This is a genomic window from Acidovorax sp. GW821-FHT10A04 (assembly GCF_059415825.1).
In genome coordinates, this window is record NZ_JBWKNZ010000004.1 from 86,494 (window position 1) to 107,025 (window position 20,532).

Genomic DNA, 20,532 nt, shown 5'->3' on the forward strand with positions numbered 1-20,532 from the left:
CCTCTCGCTACCCTACACGGCTGCCTAGAGGCCGCACCAATCTCAGGTTCTCTCGCAAGGTCGCGCCGTCGTATTCCGAACGCGCCAGCCCCCGTCGGCGCAGCTCAGGCAACACCAGCTCCGCAAAATCCGTCAGCCCTGTAGGCAACACCGGCGCCATCACATTGAACCCATCGGCTCCGCGATGGACGAACCGCTCCTCGAGCTGATCGGCTATCTGCACCGGCGTGCCCACCAACTGCCAATGCCCCCGTGCCCCCGCCACCCTCAGATACAACTGACGGATGGTCAGGTTTTCGCGGCGCGCGAGCTGCAGGGTCAACTCCTGGCGGCTCTTGCTGGCGTTGGTCTCGGGCAGCTCCGGGATGGGCCCGTCGAGGTCGTAGCCCGACAGGTCCACGCCTCCGGTCAGGCCTGAGATCATGGACAGGCCGAGCACCGGGTCGATCAGCGACTGCAGCTGCTCGAACTTCTCCTGCGCCTCGCCCTCGCTGCGCCCCACCACCGGAAACACGCCGGGCATGATGAGCAGGCTGTCGGGGTCGCGGCCATAGGCTTCGACACGACCCTTGAGGTCGGCGTAAAAATCGACGGCGTCCTGCAGGGTCTGCTGCGCGGTGAACACCACCTCGGCCGTGCGCGCCGCCAGGTCCTTGCCGGCGTCGGAGGAGCCGGCCTGCACGACAACTGGCCGCCCCTGCGGTGAGCGCGCAACGTTCAGCGGGCCTTGCACCTGAAAATGCTTGCCCTGGTGGTTGAGCACATGGCGGCGCGCAGGGTCGAAGACCCGGCCGCCCTGCTTGTCCCACAAAAACGCTCCGTCATCCCAACTGTCCCACAGGCCCAGCACCACGTCGGCGAACTCGCTGGCGCGCTCGTAGCGCTCGGCATGAACGTAGTGTGTATCGCGATTGAAGTTGCGCGCCTCGTGCTCGCTCGACGAGGTCACGAGGTTCCAGCCCGAACGGCCGCCGCTCAGGTGGTCTAGCGAGGCGAACTTGCGCGCGATGTGGAAGGGCTCGTTGAAGCTGGTCGATGCCGTGGCCACCAGGCCGATGTGCTCGGTCACGGACGACAGTGCTGACAGCAGGGTCAGCGGCTCGAACTGCGAGACATAGCTGTGCGCCGTGCGGCTGAGCACCTCGGGGTTGCTGCCGCGCGTGCCCACACCATCCGCCAGGAAGATCAGGTCGAAGCGCGCCGCCTCGGCCGCCCGGGCCAGTGCCCGGTAGTGGTGGATGTCCAGGCCCGCGCCGCGCACCGCGTCAGGGTGGCGCCAGGCGGCCAGGTGGTGGCCAGTGGGGTAGAGAAAGGCGCCGAAGCGCAGGAATCCGGAACGTTGGGGCATGGAAGGAGCAAAGAATCGGGTGCTGGGCCGAGGGTTTCATCGAGGAGGCAGGCAGAAGCGCCAAGGGCGCGCGCCACGGGCTCATTTCTCCAGGTACACGTCGGCAAACGAATCGTTGAGCCCGTTGGAGTTGGTCGTGTGGTTGCGCACCTTCCTGTGGGCCACCGTGAGTGGCTGGAAGGCGGTGAGGTTGACCACCGGCAGGTCGCGGTGCACCAGTTGCTGAAAGCGCACAAACAGTTCGCGGCGCCTGGCCGGGTTGGCCTCGATGGCGGCGGCTTCGAGCAGCTGGTCGGCCTCGGCGTTGCTGTAGTGGCTGGCGTTCGAGAAGCCCAGGCCGGGCTTGAAGTTCTTCGACCAGTAGATGCGCTGCACGCCCACCGTGGGGTCGAAATTGTTGTTCAGGTTGTTGACGTTGATGTCAAAGGCTCGGTCGGTATACACCGCCTTGACGAAGCCGCCGAAGTCGTAGGCAGCAATGGTCGCGTCGATGCCCACGCGGCCCAGCGCCTGGCGCACGAACTCGGCCGTGCGGCGGTTGCCTTCCTGGTAGTAGGGGTTGTAGGTCAGGCGCAGTGCGAAGCGCTTGCCATCGGGCTTGCGTGCAAAGCCTGCCTCGTCCAGCAGCTTCTCGGCCAGGGCCGTGTCGAACTTGTGGTGGCGGATGCTGGTGTCGCTGTACTGCCTGAGCACCGGGCTGATGGGCGATGGCGACGGCTGTGCAAAGCCATACCAGGCGACGTCGACCAGTGCCTTGGCGTCCACCGCATGAGCGATCGCCTGGCGTACCTTCTGGTGGGCGAGCTGTGGCGTGTCGAGGTTGAACTCGAACTGAGATTGGTTCGCCACGTACTCGTACCCTTTGGTCTGCACCTCCAGTTGCGGCAGGGTCTTGATGCGGGCCACGTCCCCCAGGGGCACGGGCGAATCGCCGCTCAGGTCGATCTGCCCGGCCTCGAGACCGGCGGCACGAGCGCTGGCATCGGTGACGATGCGCACTACGATGCGGTCAAGGTAGGGTTTGGGCTTGTCCCAGTAGTCCGGGTTGCGCTCCAGGATCACATGGCTGCCCTTGACCCATTCCTTGAACATAAAGGGCCCCGTGCCTACCGGCTTCGTGTTGTAGGGATTGGTGCGGATGTCGGTGCCTGCATACAGGTGCCGGGGCACGATGGGGGATTCGCTAGATGCCAGCGCGGTCAGCAGGTACGGCGCGGGTTTGGACAGCACGATGGTGGCCGTGAGCGCATCGGGCGTCTTGACCTCCGTCACATTGGCGAAGGTGGCTCGACCCCGGGGATGGAACTCCTTCAAGGTGAGGATGGAGAAGGCCACGTCGGCCGAGCTGAAGTCCTTGCCGTCATGCCACTTGACGCCGGTGCGCAGCTTGAAGTTGTACTGCAGGCCATCGGCGGACACCGTCCATTGCGTGGCCAGGCGCGGTTGGGGACTCAGGTCGAAGTCATAGGCCAGCAGGCCCTCCACGACCTTGGTGCCGACCTTCTGCGGAAATCCAAAGGTGTTGTCGATGGAGACGATGGTGGCCGACTCGGGCCCGGCCACGAACTGCAGCGTGCCACCGCGCACGGGCTGTAGCTGCTGCGGTGACTGCGCGACAGCGTGACCTGCGAACAGGCCAACGCAGAGCGCCAGCGCAAACCAGGGGCGAACCGCTGGCCGCGCCAAATGAACGGCTGAGAAGACGAGGTATCGGGCGTACATGGGGTTCCTTGACGGAAAGAAGCGCCACGCATCCGGCGGCACACGCCGCCGCTGGGGCGAAACATCGGCAGCAATGCTATGTGCCGACCCACTGGTCGCTTAGACCAATTTCGAGGAATCAAAGACGAAAACGTGCGCCCCATGGCGGTGTTCATGGCGGCCCGCATAGCCCCTGGATTTCCCGCGGGCGTTCGCGTCCTCACGGACGATTCCGTCATGAGCATCTGGTTGCGCTGCGCACTACCCTCGCAGATGATCGGCCTCACTTGCGTTTCGCGGCAACCACTCGGCGTGCAAGGTGGTGTCTTGCGTTCACCGTAAGCTTCCAGCGAGGCGAGGCCTCCGGGATCAGCAGAAAATCAAGGGTCCACATCGTTGCAAACGCCGCATGTACAAGTCCCAGCCTGACCACAGACATGTCTGAATCAGCACTCCGTAAATTTATGCTGGCGGTCGGGCTTTGAAGTATCTTCGGTAGACGCCCAATTCCCCGGAGCCCTTACGAACTGCTAAAGCTTGCGAGTCAGCCGGATCTCTTCCTTGAGCTCCTTGGCGAAAGCCTCGGCCAGTAGCATGCGCGCGCCCGGGTAGGGAAAAATCACTGCCGAGCGCGAACTCATCTCCTCGCGCACGGGCCGCACCACCACGTTCGGCCCGGCAAAGGACTCCGCCGCCCAGTGCGACACCAGGGTGATACCTGCCCCCGCCGCTGCAAAGCCGCAGGCAATGAGCGAGTGCGGGGTTTCCATCACCACATGGGGCACCACGTCGGCCTTGGAGAAGGCATCGTCGATCTGGTAGCGCAGGAAACTGTGCTGCGACAGCAGCACCATACGCTCGCCCGCAAGGTCCTTCACCGAGATCTGCTTTTTGGCTGCGAGTCGGTGGCCTGCCGGGATCACGGCCACCGAACGAGCAGGCTCCAGCGGCTCGATGGAGATGGACGGGCGTGCCATGGGCAGCTCGATCAGGCCGACGTCGAACTGGCGCGTGGCTACCAGGTCGGCCACCTGGCGCGAGGGCAGGCTCTGCACGAACACCGACACATTGGGCCGCGTTGACAAAAAGCGCGCCGTGGCTCTCGGCAGCAGAGACTGCGATAGCGAAGGCAGCGTGGCGATGCGCAGCTCCCCCGCGCGCTGGAATCGGATGTCCTGCGCCACCTGGGCCAGCCGGTCCAGGCTGCCGTAGATGGGTTCGGCCTCTCGGTAGAAGGCCTGGCCTTCTGGCGTGGGCACCAGCTTGCGCCCGCGCCGTTCGAACAGCTTATAGCCAATACGTGATTCGAGCAGGCTGATGGCGCGACTCACCACCGGCTGCGTCACGTTCATGTGGCGCGCTGCGGCCACCACGGTGCCAGTGCGCATCACGGAATAGAACGACTCGACCTGGCGCAGATTCAGCGTGGGCTTCATGCATAGCATTTGAGCATAAGGTGAAGCGATCTATCGAATTGTCGTTTGCAGTACCGGGGCATACGATTCGTTCCATACCGCCGCAACGCCTCTACAAAGGATGCCCTCCATGCCCAAGACTCCCCATATGCCTGGCCTGGCCAGCCTTGTCGATTGCGCACGTGTGCGTATGTCCCGCGCTCAACGTGGCGGTGGTGAGGGTGGAGGCCATCGACGGGGCGAGCATCGCGCTGCACAGCCACAGGGCAGGCACAGCAAAAAGTCGGGGGACAGTAAAGGGTCTTGTGTATTTCATAGTCAAAGGGGCGGCTTGGGTATCCGGATACAGGTTCCGTTGACGCCCGAAAGCCCGGCATTGAAATAGGTACCACCGACGCAGTTGCGTCCCGACCCATCCCAGCACATAGTTGAGCGCAAGGAATTAGCTCCGGAGGGCCGTGACGAACGTCCCGGTTGTGGCCGATAGCGGAAGTCTAGCTGGTCGTGCCATTGCCCTGTATCACCCAAGAAGGCAACTAGGCGAAGCCGCATAGATGCTCATCGTCAGCGACCTGGGAATGCACACGAGAGCCGATCTCTGTGTCCAGTTCCTGCCGTTCCCGCTGTCCAAGTCAATTCGCCCTCACTGTCCAGCAGCGACCGAAATACGCACTCGTCAATCAAATGCAATACGGCCTCTCTGCCGCTTCATCCGAAAGCAGTACGGCTTCACTTCCACTCTTTCAACTGCTCACCAACTTGTGTGCCTGCAACCGACAGGTGATCAACTTGTCCTCCGCTTCGCTCGGAGGGAGTTTGGCCATCACATTGAAAAATCCCTTATGAATCAATAAGGTTGAGCTCTCCAACTTCTCTACCGTCGCACAGTGGCACCTTGGCATGGACCTCAGATCCGGCGGCTGAACTCGGCCACACGCAACTGAGGTTTCCGACGAACGCCTGGTCAGTCTGGCTTGAAGCCAGAGGCCTTCACCGGCTGTTCCCAGCGTTTGAGCTGCTCGGCTTGCAGCTTCTTGAGCCCGGATGAATCCAGGTAGTCCGGAACCAACCCCAGCGCGGAAATCCTGTCCCGCACATCCTGGGCGCGAAGCGCCTCGGCGACGGCCCGTTCGATGCGCTGCACGACTGCCGGTTGCATTCCCGCAGGACCGTACAGGCCGAAATACCCATCCGCAGTCATGTTGATTCCGGCTTCCTTCAACGTAGGCACGTCGGGCAAAGCGCTGGAGCGCTCCTGTCCAGTCACCGCGACAATCCGCACCCTGCCCGCCTTGTGATGCTCCAAGGTTTCAGAGGCTGTATCCACCATGAGTGGGAGCAGCCCGGCTACCAGGTCTTGCGCTGCGGGTGCGCCCCCTTTGTACGGTATGTGCGTGAGATTGACGCCAGTGGTCTGCGAAAGCAGCACGCCAGTGAAGTGGCCCAATGTTCCGGCTCCCGAGGTGGCGAAGTTGGCTTTGTCAGGGTTCGCCTTCATCCAGGCCAGCACATGCTTGATATCGCGTTGGGGACCTGCAGGACCGATGGTGAGGGCAAAGTCGAAGCTCGCGGCACGCGCGATCGGCGTGAAGTCCTTCACGGCATCGTACGGCAGGTTGGGATACAGCCAGGGAGCCACCACCAGCGTGCCACTGGTGGCCATGACCAGGGTTTGCCCATCCGGCGGCAATCGTTTGAGCTCAGCCATCGACACCCGCCCCGATGCGCCCGGCTTGTTCTCGACGACGACGTTTTGTCCCAGCGAAGCGCGCAGCTTGTCGGCAATGATTCTCGTCAATTGGTCGGATGAGCCACCGGGCGCGAACCCAACAATGAGCTTCAGGGTCCGGTCTTGCCCAGATGCTGGCAAAGCCAGTGAGAGTGCTGAGGCTGCAGCTGCTGCGGAAAAGATTCGTCGCTTCATTCTGGGTGTCTCCTGGCTTGTTGCTCTGTTGCGGTTGATGGAAGGGGAATCCGGTGCGTAAAGGAGAAGTCTTGGACGAGGCATTGGCGTCGATCAGGCCAGCGATGCGCGCAGGTTCAAAGGCTGGAGTGACCTGGCACTGCTGCTGCTAAAAGCCAACCGCCTGTCCGTCCCGGCGCGAGTCGGATGCTGCGATGTACCCATGCTCCGCCTTGTAGAGCAGCTGGGCTGACCCGAAGTCCAGGCTTTGGCGCTGCGCGACAGTGACGCTGTGTCCGCGGGCGCGCAGGGAGTCCGGCACATCGCCGGGGACATGCGATTCCAGCGTGACCGTGGGGCCTGGCTCCACGCGAAACCGTGGGGCATCACTCATGGCTTGCGGGTTTTGTCCGAAGCTGGCAAGCCGCGTCACCATCTGCACATGCCCTTGTGCCTGCATTGAGCCGCCCATGACGCCCATCGCCATCACGGGTGCGCCATGGCGCGTGATGAAGCCCGGGATGATGGTGTGCAGTGGACGTTTGCCTGGAGCGACGATATTCGGATGGCCCGGGACCAGGCTGAAGTCTTCGCCGCGATTGTGCAGACTGATACCGGTGCCTGGAACGACCACGCCGGAGCCAAAGCCATGGTAGTTCGACTGGATGTAAGAGACCATGGTGCCAGCCGCATCCGCTGACGCAAGGTAGACCGTTCCGCCGGTTTTCGGCATGCCGGGGCCTGGATTGGCCGCGCGCTTCATGTTGATGAGCTTCGCGCGCTCCGCCAGATAGGCAGCGTCGAGCAAGTGCGCCGCAGAGACAGGCGACATGGCAGGCGCATCGGCAGCATATTGGTGGAGGTCGGCGAAGGCCAACTGCATCGCCTCCAGGCCCACGTGGTAGTAGTCGACACTGTCCACTCCCATGCTTGCCAGGTCGAAATGGTCCAGGATGCCCAATGCAATCAGTGCTGCCAGCCCTTGGCCATTCGGCGGAATCTCGTGCAAGGTGTAGCCGCGAAACGACTGCTCGATGGGCTCGACCCATTCGGCCCGGTGCGCCGCGAGATCGGTAGCGCGCAGCGCACCGCCGCACTGCTTGGCAAACGCTTCGATTTTCTCGGCGAGTTCGCCCCGGTAGAAACTCTCGCCGCCGCTCTCGGCAATGAGCTCGAGTGTCCTGGCTTGCGCTGGAAACCGCCAAAGCTCACCTGCGCGAGGAGCGCGCCCATCCCATGTGAACGCATCGCGAAAGCCCGGTTGGTCGATCAGTCGTGGAATCTGGTTGGCCCACTGCCTCGCAATTTGCGGCGAAACCATGAAGCCGTCCCGCGCGTACCGAACAGCCGGCTCGAACAGGCGCGCAAAAGGCAGTTTGCCAAAGCGATCCGACAGCGCCTTCCATCCCGCAACCTGGCCGGGCACGGTCACCGAATCCCAGCCCTTCTCTGGCATTTTTTCATGCCTGCCGAAATACTGCGGCGTCCAGAGCGCGGGCGCGCGTCCGCTCGAGTTCAATCCATGCAACCTGCCTTCATGCCACACCAGCACGAACATGTCGCCGCCGATCCCGTTCATGACCGGTTCCACCACGGTCAGCGCAATAGCGGACGCCAATGCGCTATCGATGGCGTTGCCGCCCTGGTACAGCATGCTCAAACCTGCCTGCGCCGCCAAAGGCTGGCTGGCGCTCACGGCATTGGCCGCGAGCAGTGGCATCTTTTGCGAGGGGTACGGGAACGACCAGTCAAAGGGCAGCATGGGCCGGAGTATATTCGTGTATCCAATCCAATTGAATGGCAAGCATGCTGACGCCCTTTTCGAGCCCCGCAACGGCGGAGGAAGAAGCCTATCGGTTCCTCCTCAACGGAATCCGCATGGGTCAGTTCAAGGCGGGCGACCGCATCGTGCCCGAGGAGATTGCGTCGCAATTGGGGATGAGTCGAATGCCGGTGCGCGACGCGTTCCGGCGCCTTGCAACGCAAGAATTGCTCACCATCCGCCCCAACCGTGGTGCGGTGGTGCGGGGCCTGAACCATGCCGAGGCGATCGAGGTGTTCGAGATGCGGGCGGTGTTGGAAGGCTTGGCCGCAACAGCCGCTTTGAGCCGGATCGGCCCTGCGGACATTGATGAGCTCGAGCGGCGACTGGATGCCATGGACCGATGCGCAGAAGATCTTTCCGCCTGGGTGACCGAGCACCGCGACTTCCACCTGTACTTGTGCGGCTTGAGTGCCCGTCCGCGACTGGTAGCGCAGATTGCGGCGCTCCACGTGTGCATCGAGCCCCATATGCGGCTATGGCTGCAGTCGACGTACAAGCCCAGACCGAGCCGCGAGGAGCACGGGTTCATCATCGACGCGCTGCGCCGCAAGCGCCCGGAGTTGATCGAAGCGGTGGTTCGCGAGCATGTTTGCAGCACGTTGGAAACACTCGCGAAACTCATGCGCCCCTGACCAGGCTGGCAGCCAACTGGATACAGTCTTACATTTTTGCCTGTCGCCGTAAGCATGTGAAGCGGCACGATGGCTTGCGCCAAGGCCGCTGCCCTGCCCTCCCTACTCAACCAATCGATTCAACTTGACGGTACTGCTGGTAGGCCCGGCCAAAACGATTTGCCAGGAAATCCGTGAGAGCGACTTGCTCCTGGCGAATGAACCCGCGCTGAGGCAGCTTCCTTTCCCGAAACAGGTCAAGGGCCGCGCAGATCCCTGCAGCGGTTGTGATCTGGATGGCGGACAACGGGTATGCACCATCACGCTCGGCGAAGATCTTCCGCGCGAACACCTCCTGCACGAGCGCGCCGTTCTTGGTGCCGGAGACGGTGACGAAAACCAGCACCACGTCCTGCATGGTGGCGGGCATGCTGCGCCGAAGGACGGTCTTCAGTGTGTCCTGGTCGCTCTTGAGTTGCAGCTCATCCAGCAGAAATTGCATCAAGGCGCGATGCCCTGGGTAGCGCACCGTCTTGTAGTCAAGATTGCGCAGCTTTCCGTCCCAAGTTTCACACAAGGTTCCCAGACCACCCGACGTGTTGAAGGCTTCGTACTCCACCCCGTCCAGGGAAAAGTGCTCCAGCCCTTCGAGCGGCAGGGCCGAGATCACCCGGCCGTCGTGTATCGCCTCGCACGGATGGCAGTACTCATTGATGAGGCCATCCACGCTCCACGTCAGGTTGTACTTGAGCGCATTTGTGGGAAACGCCGGCAATGCGCCCACACGCATCTTCACGTCGTGGAGAGCCTCGAAGCTGCTGGCAAGGTGGTGGGCCACTATCCCGATGAAGCCCGGGGCGAGGCCGCACTGGGGCATGAACGCAGTTTCAGCGTCCTGTGCGAGACGCTTGATCTCCTTGGTTGCCGCCACGTCCTCCGTCAGATCGAAGTAGTGGCAACGGGCTCGCAAGGCCGCCTGGGCAGCAGAAATTGCAAGGTGGTACGGGAGCGCATTGACCACTGCAACGTGCCCGTCCAGGGCATTCGTGAGTTCAACGGCATTGGAGGTGTTGATGCACAGGGTCCGGATGCCCCTTTGGGCAAGCCGACCCAATGCGGCCTGGTCACGGTCGAAGACCGTCAACTCATAGTCGCCACTGGTGTACAGCAGTTGGGCAATGGTTTGGCCGACGTGGCCTGCGCCGAGAAGAGCTACTTTCATGCGAGTTTCCTTGAGGAACGTGGTGGGTAGAGGCGATACACCCGAGTGTTCCGAAACCCGCTGACGAAAAAAAGCATGAGTTCGACGAAATACCAATCGTCTTCGCCAGAATGATGGAAAATAACGCCGAATCGTCACCCTCTCTCTTTTTTTGACTTCTGTCCTTCACCTGAACGTGCCGACAAACCTTCCCGCAACACTGCTGCGCGACAAATTCGATCGGGAACTCATTGCGCTGCTGCAGGCCAACGCGCGTGAAAGCACCGCCAACCTGGCCCGCAAGCTCGGCGTGGCCAGAACCACGGTCGTGGCACGTCTTGCAAGACTCGAAGCAAACGGCCTCATCGGTGGCTACTCGGTGCGCCTCGGAGGCGAAGCGGTCGCACGGGGCGTACAGGCATTTGTGGGCATCGTGGTGCAGCCCAAAGCTGGCAAAGAAGTCATCAGGGAGCTGACGAAGTTTCCCGAATTGCTCCAGCTTGCATCGGTGAGCGGCGAGTTTGACTACATGGCCACCCTTCGGGCAGACAACACGGCGCGGCTTGACGTGCTGCTTGATCAAATTGGGGAGATCGAGGGAGTCACTAGAACAAACACCTCGGTCATTCTCGCCCTTCGAATCGACAGAGGTGGCTAGGCGGACACTGCAATCAGCATGACTGAAGCTGCACGTGTCAGCCCCGCCAAACCCGGCCGCTCGCAACTGAGGTTCCCACCGGCCTTGCGCGGCCAGACACGGGAACCGCCGATGCTCCAGCCTTGATCCTTCAAGGCTGGGACGCCAGGCGCTTGATGAGCTGGTACATGAACTCGCGGCCCTTGAGCAGTTCGGCCACGCCGATGTTCTCGTCAAGGGCGTGCACCCCCGTCTTGTCGGGATCGACGAACAGTCCGGACACGCCGTACATGGGGATGCCCGCAGCGCGGAAATGGCGGCTGTCCGTGGTGCTGACCCCCATGGTCGGCACCACGGGAACCCCTGGCCACATGATGCCGCTGATGGACTCGACGACCTGCATGAGTTCCGGCTTGAGCGGCGAACCGGGTGCCGGCTCTTCGCGCACCTGCTGCGTCACCTTGACCTTGGGGCCTGCGATCTCGCGCAACTTCTGCTCCACGAATTCCAGATCCTGACCGGGCAGCGCACGGCAGTTGATGGTGGCCTTGGCGCTTTGGGCCTGCGCATTGACGGCATGGCCGGCCTGCACCATGGTGGCCACGCAGGTGGTGCGCAGCAGGCCGATGATGGGGCCGCGGTTGGACAGCCGCTCCACCACGTCGGCCGGCGGATTTCCGCCCGCCACCGCCAGGAAATCCGCACGCACGTCTTCGGCCTGCATGGGGGCGCTGCGTTCGAAATAGGTGCGCGCCGCCGGGTTGATGTCGACCGGAAAGCGGTACTGCCGCAGGCGCACCAGGGCTTCGGCCAGGTCGTAGATGGTGTTGGCCGGGGTGGGCCGGGCACTGTGCGCGCCCGGGCCGGTGGCCTCGAACTGGTATTGGAGAAAGGTCTTCTCCCCGATCTGCATCACGTGCGCATGGGGCTTGCCGTTCTTGAGTTCGCCGCGGCCGCCCTCGTTGATGCCGAATTCCGCGTCGACGTCCTGGCGGCGATTCTTGAGCAGCCAGGAAGCCCCGTTGGCCGGTGAATCCCCCAACTCTTCGTCCGCTGTCAGCGCCAGCACGATGTCGCGGTTGGGCTTGAAGCCCTCGCGGCGCAACTGCGCAAGCGCAGAGACGTAGGAGGCGGCCATGGCCTTGTCGTCGATGGCGCCGCGGGCGATGTAGCGGCCGTCGACCTCCTGCAGCTTGAAGGGATCGGTTTTCCAGTCTTCGCGGCGGGCCTCCACCACGTCGATGTGGGCCAGCAGCAGCAGCGGCTTCTTCTGTCCCGTGCCCTTGTAGCGGCCCAGCAGGTTGCCCTTGCGCGGGTACGGCTCGATGACCTCGAAGTCGCCCGGGGCAAACCCCGCGTCCAGCAGCCGCTGCCGCATGGCCTGCGAGGCCTCGGTCGTGCTGCCCACCGAGTCCGTGGTGTTGATCTCTATCAGCTGCTTGTAGATGCTCTTGAAGGTGTCGACCTCGGAGTCGGCGGCCGATGCGGCCGGCGACGCACACAGCAGGGAAGCAGCAGCCACGGCACTGGCCAGCGACAGCGGAGTGCGCCGCAGGCGGGCGGCGAAGGAGAACGGTACGGACATGGTGGAACTCTCGTTGTTGGATGGTTTTGGGCCAGTTTGCTGCCTGCACCTGTCAATGCGCTGTCGGGTGCGTAAGGGGTTTCCCGGATCAACGCGGCTCCGGGCGTGGCCTGCCTGCTCCCTGTCAGCGCCCTTCCCCACCACGCCAGCGGGGCATCGGAAATTTTTTGCGCATGTTCAACCCCATTTCTCCGCCCCGTTCGTTTCACCCAGTACCAACACTTTGATTGATGGAGCTGCCATGAAATCCGGTTCACTGATCCTTCCCGCACTGACGGCATTGGCCGCCATGCTGTCGCTGGCCAGCCTGCCTGCCCAGGCCATCGGCCGCCTGGCCGACGTCACCATCGTGGACCGGGATACCGGCGCCACGCTGCCGGTGCACTACGCCAAAGGCGAATACTGGGTGGCCGGCCGGCCCGGTGCGCGCTACGCGGTCACCGTGCACAACCGCAGCGGCGAGCGTGTGCTGGCCGTGCCCTCGGTGGATGGCGTGAACGTGCTCAGCGGCGAAACCGCGGCCTGGGACCAGCGCGGCTATGTGTTTTCGGCCTATGAGCGCTACCAGATCACCGGCTGGCGCAAAAGCAGCAGCGAAGTGGCCGCCTTCGAGTTCTCCAACATTGCCAACTCGTATGCCAGCCGCACCGGCCGGCCGGCCAACGTGGGCGTGATCGGGGTGGCGCTGTTCCGCGAGCAGCCGCCACCCGCCCCAGCAGTCGTCCTGCCCGAGCCGTACAGCCAGCGCCGCGACAGCAGCAGTGACAGCAGCTACGGCGGCCTGGGGCGCCTGCGCGAGGAGCCGGCAGCGCCGGCTGCCGCAGCCGCGCCATCCGCGGAGGCGGAGTCTTCCGCCAACCGCTCGCTGGCCGCGGGCAGCTCGGCCAGGTCCGCACCCGCACCGGCCGCCAAGCTGGGCACGGCGCACGGCCAGCGCGAGACCTCCGTGGTGTCGCAGACCACATTCACCCGCCTGCAGGAGCGCCCCAACGAAGTCATCAGCATCCGCTACGACAGCCGCGAGAACCTGATGGCCCTTGGCGTGATCCGCGAGCAACCGGTGCGCCCGCCGATCCCGCGCGCCTTTCCCCAATCGGACGCCGTGTCCTATGTGCCCAACCCCAGGTGACCCACCCCAGCCCAGCTTCGCCGAGGGATGAGGTCCCCGCATAATGCGCAGGTGCAGACCGCCCTGTCCCCCGACGATGCCGACGAGACGCTGATGCTGCGCTATGCGGCCGGCGACATGGGCGCGTTCGACACGCTGTACGGCCGGCACGAGCTGGCCGTATGGCGCTTCGTGCTGCGCAGCGTGAAGGTCCAGGCGGTGGCGGACGACCTGCTGCAGGACGTCTGGTTTGCGGTGGCGCGCAACGCAGCCAGCTATGAAGTCAAGGCGAAATTCCGCACCTGGCTGTTCACCCTGGCCCACAACCGGCTGGTGGACCACCTGCGCACCACCCGCAATCACGCCAGCCTGGATGCGGACGACGGCGACGGCAGCGGCGCAGGAGGCTCCGGCCTGGCCGACACGCTGGCGGCCGACTCCGGCTTCGGCCCGGTGCGGCAGCTGCAGTCGCGCGAGCAGGCGGCTGCCCTGATCGCTGCGGTCGAGCAATTGCCGTTCGAGCAGCGCGAGGCCTTTCTTCTGCAGGCCGAAGGCGACCTCAGCGTGCAGGAGATCGCGCAAACGACCGGCGTCCATTTTGAAACCGCCAAGAGCCGCCTGCGCTATGCGCGCACCAGCCTTCGCCAACAGCTACAGGAGTTTGCACCATGAGCGCGCGGGACGACGAGCTGACCCAGCGGTACCGCGAAGCCAGCGAACAGGACGGTGCCCGCCCCGGCGCCCATGTCCGCGACGCCGTGCGTGCCCATGCCCAGATGCTGGCAGCGGCCACGGCCGCCCTGCCCGCCTCCCCTGCCCCCCAGCAGCCTGCCGCCAACCAGTCGCGCTGGAAGGTATCGGCCCTGGCCACCGTGGCCGTGGTGGGACTGACCGGCCTGCTGCTGCTGCAGTTCCAGCGCGGGACGCCCGAGGAGCAGGAAATCGCCTACGGCCAGCGCCGCGCTACGCCCTCCGCCAGCGTGCAGGCACCCGCCACAGCGCCGCCCGCACCTGCAGCCACGCCACAAGCCCCTGCGGCCGCCGCTCCCGAGCCCTCCGCGCCCGCGCCATTGCAACGCAGCGCCCATGAGGAGGCCAGCGCACTGGCCAGGCCCCAGGCCCACCAGCCCGCCGCACCGGCGTCAGGGCCCACCCGGCCGCTGGCCAAGACGGCGCCGGCCCCCGCCATCCAGGAGGCCCAAGCTCCACCAGCGCCAGGGAACGTCGGCGCCGTGTCGGGCTTCCCCGCCTCACCAGCCGCCGCGCCGACACTGCCTTCCACGCCCCCACGCACGGAAATGCGCGAGCGCCTGGCGGCCCAGGATGCAGCGGTCGCGAAATCGGCGGCGCCACCGCCACCGTCTCCTTCGGCGGCAGCCCCTGCAGAGGCCGCTGAAGCCGCTCGCTCGTACCTGCCAGAACCAGCGCGGCCTGCGGCACAGGCAGCAGCAGCGGGCAGCGGCCTGCGGCGAGACGGTGCGGCGGACAACCGCCTGACCGCGGCCGCCCCGCGCGCCGACAGCGGGCGCAGCAGCGCCGCGCTGCCGGATGCCCTGCGGGAAGCGGCCCGCGCAGGCCGTACCCCAGAGGTAGAAAGCCTCATCGCCCAAGGCGCCGCCATCGACGCCCGCGACAATCTGGGCAGGACGGCGCTGATGCTCGCCGCCGCCAACGGCCAGACCACCACGGTCCAGAGGCTGCTGGCCCTGGGCGCCAACCCCGCCTTGGTGGACCATGAAGGCCTGAGCGCGGCCCAGCAAGCCAGAAGGTTGGGCCACACCCGCATTGCGGAATTGATCGACGCCGGCTCCTGAGGCCGCCAGCCGGTTCCCCACTGCGGGCGTCGAGGGGCCGCCTTTTCCCGGCCCGCAGGCCTATTTCAAACCCTGGCCCGAGCCATCCAGGCTGCGCTGGGCCAGGTTCATGTGCTCCAGCGGCGCCGGGCGCCCGAACCAGTAGCCCTGGGCGCTGCCGCAGCCCATCTGCAGCAGGCACCGGGCCTGGGCCTCGGTCTCGACGCCCTCGGCCACCACGGTTACGCCGAAGCCCTTGGCCATGTGCAGCACGGCCGTGACGATGGCGGCGTTCTGGGAAGATTCGACCAGGTCGCGCACGAAGGTCTGGTCGATCTTCAGGCAGTCGAAAGGCAGCCGGCTCAGGTAGGCCAGCGACGAGTAGCCCGTGCCGAAGTCGTCGATGGCGATCTTCAGCCCCAGCGCGCGCAGGCGCGAGAGCTGCTGGTGCGTGACGGCATCGCCCTCGATCAGCACCGATTCGGTGAGCTCCAGCGTCAGGTGGCGCGCCGGCAGGCCGCTGGCCTCCAGCGTGCGCTGCACCTGCTCGACAAAGTCCGACTGGATCAGTTGTCGCGCTGACACATTGACATGCAGGCCGAAGTCGTCGGGCAACTGCGGCAATTGCTGGGCGATGTCCCGGGTGGCCCGCAGCATGACCCAGTCGCCCAGCGCCAGGATCAGGTCGCTTTCCTCGGCCATGGCGATGAACACGCCCGGCGGCACCATGCCGCGTGTGGGGCTGCGCCAGCGCAGCAGGGCTTCGGCACCCGTCACGCGGCCTGTGGCCAGGTCGATCACCGGCTGGTAGTGCACGAGGAACTGGTCCTTGTCCAGGGCCTGCCGCAACTCGGACGCCAGCCGCGTGCGCTCCATCGACTGGTCTGCCATGCCGGGCTCGAACACCATCCACTGGCTCTGGCCGTGGCGCTTGGCCTCACCCAGGGCAATGCTGCCGTTGCGCAGCCACTCCGCCAGCTCCTCCCCGCGCAGATGTCCCGCCACCAGGCCCACCGAGGCATGCACCATGACCTCGTCGGCCCCCGCCGAGAAGGGGGTGGCAAACAGGCCCAGCACAGCCTTGCCAAAGCGCTCCGCAGACTGCTCCCCCTCCTCCACCAGACTCAGCAGGGCAAACTCGTCCCCACCCACGCGGGCGAGCAGCACGGGCGCGGGAAAATGCCCGCGCAGCCGGTTGGCAACCGCCTGCAGCATGCGGTCACCCGTGCCATAGCCCACGCTGTCGTTGATGGCGCGAAAGGCGTTCAGCCCCACGAGGCTGAGCACCGCGCGCTTGGGCTCCGCCCACTGCACCTGCTCCAGCAGCCCCCGGCGCGTGAGCAGCTGGGTCAGGCTGTCGTGGGTGAGCAGTTCCTGCATCTGCAGGAACGAGCGCTGCAGCCGGTGTGACATTTCATTGAAGGCGAGCACCAGGACCGTGGTTTCCCGCAAGGGGCTGGGGGCGGCGATGTCGGTGTCCCAATCGCCCCGCGCGATCCGGTTGGCCGCCTCGGCGGTCCTGAGGATGGGCCGCGCGGCCCACTGGATCACCCACAGGCCGAGCAGCAGGCCGATGATGGCAATGGCCCCGGCGGCCAGCAACGCCCCCTGGCCGGCACTGCGGGTGTCGCCGAGCAGCTCCGACTCGGGCAGCAGCACGACGATGCGCCAGTCGATGCCGCGCCGGTCCGCATAGGGGGTGACGCGGCCGAAGTAGCGCGCATCCAGGTGCTGGAAGTGGAAGCTGCCACCGGCAGCGGCCGGAACTTCGCGCAGGTAGCTCTCGGCCGTTCGGATCTGGGGGCTGGTGCTTTCGGAGATGCGCAGACGCTCCCGCTGGCCGGCGGCATTGCGCCGCTCGCCGAGCACCGAGCCCGGCTCCGAATGGGCCACGATCAGGCCCTGCGCATCGACGATGAAGATCTGCCCCTGCCCGCGCAGCGGGTCCTCGCGCAGAAAGCGGTTCAGGCTGTCCAGCCGGACATCGGCCTCCATGACGCCCAGCAGGCTGCCATCGGCCACCACAGGGGTTGCCGCCGAAATGGTGATGTCCCCGCGCTCCCCGGCGGTGGTGTAGATGGGCGACCAGCGCGGCTGGCCCGATCCGGCCACTGGCGCATACCAGGGGCGCACCCGCGGGTCGTAGTTGGGAAAGGCCGCCGCCACCTTGCGCAGCGTATCGTCCTCGTACACATTCATCATGCCGCTCGTCGTGGCATCCTTGAGGATCAGCCGAAAACCCTCGCCGGGTTCGCGGCGGATGCCGGTGTACTCCCCTGCCCGGCTCCCGAAGCTCAGCAGGCTGATCTGCTGCTGCCCGGCATACAGGTCGGAAAACACCCCCCGCAGATGGGTGTACACAGGGCGCAGGTTGCCTTCCTGGTACAGGCCATGGCGGCTGATGGCGTCGGCCACCGTGCTCTGGATCAGGAACGGGGTTTCGAGGAATTCCGCCAGGCGCGCCCGCGAATTGCTGGTCAGGGCCTCCAGCACGCGCACACTCTCCTGGTCGATCAGTTGGCTGATCTGCCGGTGCTGCGTGACTGCCTGCAGCACGACCGTGGCCATGAACAGCGCCGCAAAAGGCACTGCAATGGCGGTCCGCAGAGACAGCTGGAAGGCACGCATCCTCATGGGCTCCGGTTACACGCCCGCTGCGTGCAACACGCGTGCCTGCGCGGGCGGCGCCATGGCGTACCGGCCTTTCAGCGCAGAACGCCGCCAGGGGTCGATGCGCCTTCGGGTGGATGTCATGGGAGCACAGCCCGGTGCCCCTCGAGCACCTGCGCGAGCGGTACCGGGTGGCCTACGGCATAGCCCTGGGCATAGTGCACCCCGATCTTCTGCAATATGCCCACCAGGGCAGGGCTCTCGACGAACTCGGCCACGGTGCGCTTGCCCATCAGGCAGCCGATCTCGTGGATGGACTTGACCATGGCCAGGCTCACCGGGTCGCGGTCGATGTCGCGCACGAACTGGCCATCGATCTTGAGCACATCGACCGGCAGGTTGCGCAGGTAGGCAAAGGAAGACAGGCCGCTGCCAAAGTCATCGAGCGAGATCTTGCAGCCGCTGGCGCGCAAGGCCTCGATGAAGTGATTGGCCGTGTGCAGGTTGCTGATGGCTGCCGTCTCGGTGATTTCAAAGCACAGCTTGGAGCACGGCACATCGGCATGCTGCAGCGCCTGCAGCACGAAGGCGGTGAAGGCCGCATCCCCCAGCGACTGGCCCGACAGGTTGATCGAGCACTGACCGATGCGGTCCTGCTGCTCCACCACCCAGCGCAATGCATGGGTCACGACCCAGCGGTCCACGCGGGCGGCCAGGTGGTAGCGCTCGGCCGCCGGCATGAAGCGGCCCGGCAGCACCAGCTCGCCCTGCTCGCTGCGGATGCGCAGCAGGATCTCGCAATGCAGGCCCTGCTCATCCCCGCCCTGCAGCGGCACGATGGGCTGCGCGAACAGCTCGAAGCGGTCGTGCAGCAGGGCATGCTCGATGCGGCTCACCCACTCCATGACGCCATAGCGCTGCGCCAGCGCAGGGTCGTCGATGGCGTACAGATGGATCCGGTTGCGGCCCGCGTCCTTGGCCACGTAGCAGGCGCTGTCCGCGGCCTGCAGCAAGGCGCCCACGCTTTCGGTCTGGGCATCGAACGCCACCATGCCGATGCTGACGCCCACGCCAAAGCGCTGCTCCAGCCACACGAAGTGGTAGTGGGCCAGCGCTTGCTGCAGCCTGTCGGCAAGCTGCAGGGCCGAAGCCACGCTGCGCTTCGTGAGCAGGATGCCAAATTCATCCCCGCCGATGCGGCACAGCAGGTCCTGCTCGTCCAGCAGGCTGGCAAACAGGCCGGATATCTCGCGCAGCATGGCATCGCCTGCCGTGTGGCCACAGGTGTCGTTGACCACCTTGAACTCGTCCAGATCCAGGTAGCACACCACGTCGTGGCGTGCCGTGCCCCGCGTCCCGTCGAAGGCGCAGGCCAGCGCCTGCTCGAATGCACGCCGGTTGCCCAGCCCGGTCAGTTCGTCGTGCAGGGCCTGGTAGGCGATCTCGTGGCTCAGGCGGCGCTGCTCCGTCACGTCGCGGAACACCAGCACGGCGCCCTGCACCTCGCCATCGGCGTCCTTGATGGGCGATGCCGTCGCCTCCACCAGCACCCGGCCGCCCTGCAGGGGTTGCAGTTGCAGCTCCGGGTAGCGCAGGGCCTGCGCGGCGGCAATGGCGCCGGCCATCATGTCGGGCGCCGGCTCCCCGGCCCCCTCGGGCCCGAGCAGCCGGAACACCTCGCCATAGGGCTTGCCCACGGCAGCGGTCAGGCTCCAGCCGGTCAGCGCCTCGGCAGCCGGGTTGATGTAGAGCAGATCCCCCTGGGCATTGGTGGAGATCACCGCATCACCGATCGAGTGCAGCGTGACCTGCAGGCGCTCCTTCTCGTGGTAGAGCGCGTCCTCGGCGTCCTTGCGCGCCTGCATGAAGCGCACCCGGTCCATGGCCACGGCCACATGGGCCCCCATGGCCTGCATGAAATCGATCTGCCAGGGCAAGGGCGGGCGCACGCCTTCCGCATCGCCATAGGTGCCCATGCCCACCGCGCCCAGCCGCTGCTCTGCCAGGATCAAGGGGATGTTGATGATGGTGCGGTTGTGCAGCGCCGCCACGATCTCCTTGTTGGTGCGCGGGTCGGTGCGGGCATCGGCCACCACCACCACGTGGTCCGCAGCCATGATCTCCTGCACCATGCTGTCGCCGGCAATGGGGATTTCGGTGGTGTCGATGGCCCGGGCGAACGCCGGGTCGCTGATCTGGCTGGAATGCAACAGGATCGAGACAAACCCCGGCTTGAGCCCATAGACGCCCAGCCAGCAATGGGGATAGCCCAGCACCTGCTCCGCCACGGGGGACACCGCATCCAGGATGTCGGACAGGGTCCACGCACGTTCCAGGCGCCTGCACAGCTGCAGCAAGGCCTTGGCGTGCGAAGGCGCTTCGGTCGTGGTGGCCGTCAGGTCGCTCATGGTTGGAGTGTATCCAAGGGTTTCAGCAAATCCCGGCCTTCGGACATTTGTTGATGATTGTTTACACCCATGCAACGGGCATTCGTGCTGTGATAGCTTGCGCCCCATGGAGTATGTCGATTTCTTGATGTCCTGGCTGGCCGGCAACCCTCGGATGGTGACCGCCTGGGCGGTGGTGCTGATGCTGGCGCTCGCCTGGCTATGGCGCGGCCACCGCGCCAGCAGGGAGCGCGCCCGCTTCAAGCCCGTGTTGCGCCCCCGCACAAGGCAGACCGCCCACAAGGCGACAGGCGCGATCTCCACGCCCAAAACCCTCCGCCGCAGCCCTCCGCGCCGCTAGTGTCCTGTCCCGCAAATAAATGCCAATAAAACCGTGCCTTTCACGCC

The 20,532-nt window shown here is 65.3% G+C and carries 15 protein-coding genes; 6 read left to right on the forward strand and 9 right to left on the reverse strand.

The window, feature by feature from the left end; translation table 11 throughout:
- Positions 1-7: 7 nt before the first annotated feature.
- From AC07PF_RS10595 to AC07PF_RS10615, 5 genes are all read right to left on the reverse strand, one after another.
- The gene (locus AC07PF_RS10595) at positions 8-1,348 is read right to left on the reverse strand and encodes an LLM class flavin-dependent oxidoreductase (RefSeq protein ID WP_494608773.1); all 1,341 of its coding nucleotides are present in this window, start codon (positions 1,346-1,348) and stop codon (positions 8-10) included.
- Between the two features lie 81 nt (positions 1,349-1,429).
- Positions 1,430-2,935, reverse strand: coding sequence for an ABC transporter substrate-binding protein (locus tag AC07PF_RS10600; protein ID WP_494611807.1), 1,506 nt, complete (start codon positions 2,933-2,935; stop codon positions 1,430-1,432).
- Between the two features lie 644 nt (positions 2,936-3,579).
- The gene (locus AC07PF_RS10605) at positions 3,580-4,485 is read right to left on the reverse strand and encodes a LysR family transcriptional regulator (RefSeq protein ID WP_494611808.1); all 906 of its coding nucleotides are present in this window, start codon (positions 4,483-4,485) and stop codon (positions 3,580-3,582) included.
- Positions 4,486-5,428: 943 nt separating this feature from the next.
- Positions 5,429-6,388: a Bug family tripartite tricarboxylate transporter substrate binding protein gene (locus AC07PF_RS10610; RefSeq protein WP_007853856.1), complete on the reverse strand. Its 960-nt coding sequence runs from the start codon at positions 6,386-6,388 to the stop codon at positions 5,429-5,431.
- 148 nt (positions 6,389-6,536) lie between these two features.
- Positions 6,537-8,129, reverse strand: coding sequence for a gamma-glutamyltransferase family protein (locus AC07PF_RS10615; RefSeq protein ID WP_494611809.1), 1,593 nt, complete (start codon positions 8,127-8,129; stop codon positions 6,537-6,539).
- 44 nt (positions 8,130-8,173) lie between these two features.
- On the opposite strand from AC07PF_RS10615, the gene AC07PF_RS10620 reads away from it, so the two are divergent.
- The gene (locus AC07PF_RS10620; RefSeq protein WP_007853861.1) at positions 8,174-8,824 is read left to right on the forward strand and encodes a GntR family transcriptional regulator; all 651 of its coding nucleotides are present in this window, start codon (positions 8,174-8,176) and stop codon (positions 8,822-8,824) included.
- 106 nt (positions 8,825-8,930) lie between these two features.
- On the opposite strand, the gene AC07PF_RS10625 is transcribed toward AC07PF_RS10620, so the two are convergent.
- Positions 8,931-10,025, reverse strand: coding sequence for a saccharopine dehydrogenase family protein (locus AC07PF_RS10625; RefSeq protein ID WP_494611810.1), 1,095 nt, complete (start codon positions 10,023-10,025; stop codon positions 8,931-8,933).
- A gap of 175 nt (positions 10,026-10,200) precedes the next feature.
- On the opposite strand from AC07PF_RS10625, the gene AC07PF_RS10630 reads away from it, so the two are divergent.
- Positions 10,201-10,662 (forward strand): Lrp/AsnC family transcriptional regulator, encoded by a 462-nt coding sequence (locus tag AC07PF_RS10630; protein ID WP_494611811.1) that lies wholly within the window; start codon positions 10,201-10,203, stop codon positions 10,660-10,662.
- Positions 10,663-10,792: 130 nt separating this feature from the next.
- Here AC07PF_RS10630 and AC07PF_RS10635 read toward each other — a convergent pair whose 3' ends face one another.
- Positions 10,793-12,226: a M20/M25/M40 family metallo-hydrolase gene (locus tag AC07PF_RS10635; RefSeq protein ID WP_494611812.1), complete on the reverse strand. Its 1,434-nt coding sequence runs from the start codon at positions 12,224-12,226 to the stop codon at positions 10,793-10,795.
- Between the two features lie 241 nt (positions 12,227-12,467).
- Here AC07PF_RS10635 and AC07PF_RS10640 point away from each other — a divergent pair, with 241 nt between their 5' ends.
- The 3 genes from AC07PF_RS10640 to AC07PF_RS10650 are packed head-to-tail and all read left to right on the forward strand — an operon-like array spanning position 12,468 to position 15,148.
- Positions 12,468-13,355 (forward strand): hypothetical protein, encoded by an 888-nt coding sequence (locus AC07PF_RS10640; protein WP_494611813.1) that lies wholly within the window; start codon positions 12,468-12,470, stop codon positions 13,353-13,355.
- 27 nt (positions 13,356-13,382) lie between these two features.
- Positions 13,383-14,006 carry a sigma-70 family RNA polymerase sigma factor gene (locus tag AC07PF_RS10645; RefSeq protein WP_494611814.1) on the forward strand — a complete coding sequence of 208 codons (624 nt, stop codon included), beginning with the start codon at positions 13,383-13,385 and terminating at the stop codon, positions 14,004-14,006.
- Positions 14,003-15,148, forward strand: a complete 1,146-nt coding sequence (locus AC07PF_RS10650; RefSeq protein ID WP_494611815.1) for an ankyrin repeat domain-containing protein — start codon at positions 14,003-14,005, stop codon at positions 15,146-15,148. The genes AC07PF_RS10645 and AC07PF_RS10650 overlap by 4 nt, the downstream gene beginning before the upstream one ends.
- Before the next feature lie 60 nt (positions 15,149-15,208).
- Here the strand turns inward: AC07PF_RS10650 and AC07PF_RS10655 are convergent, their stop codons facing one another.
- Together AC07PF_RS10655 and AC07PF_RS10660 are read right to left on the reverse strand one after the other, a co-directional pair.
- A complete protein-coding gene (locus AC07PF_RS10655; protein WP_007853878.1) occupies positions 15,209-17,755 on the reverse strand; it encodes a bifunctional diguanylate cyclase/phosphodiesterase in 2,547 nt (848 codons plus the stop codon).
- Between the two features lie 122 nt (positions 17,756-17,877).
- Positions 17,878-20,145 carry an EAL domain-containing protein gene (locus AC07PF_RS10660; protein ID WP_007853881.1) on the reverse strand — a complete coding sequence of 756 codons (2,268 nt, stop codon included), beginning with the start codon at positions 20,143-20,145 and terminating at the stop codon, positions 17,878-17,880.
- 106 nt (positions 20,146-20,251) lie between these two features.
- Between AC07PF_RS10660 and AC07PF_RS10665 the strand changes: the two genes are divergently transcribed.
- A complete protein-coding gene (locus tag AC07PF_RS10665; protein WP_494611816.1) occupies positions 20,252-20,485 on the forward strand; it encodes a hypothetical protein in 234 nt (77 codons plus the stop codon).
- Positions 20,486-20,532 lie beyond the last annotated feature (47 nt).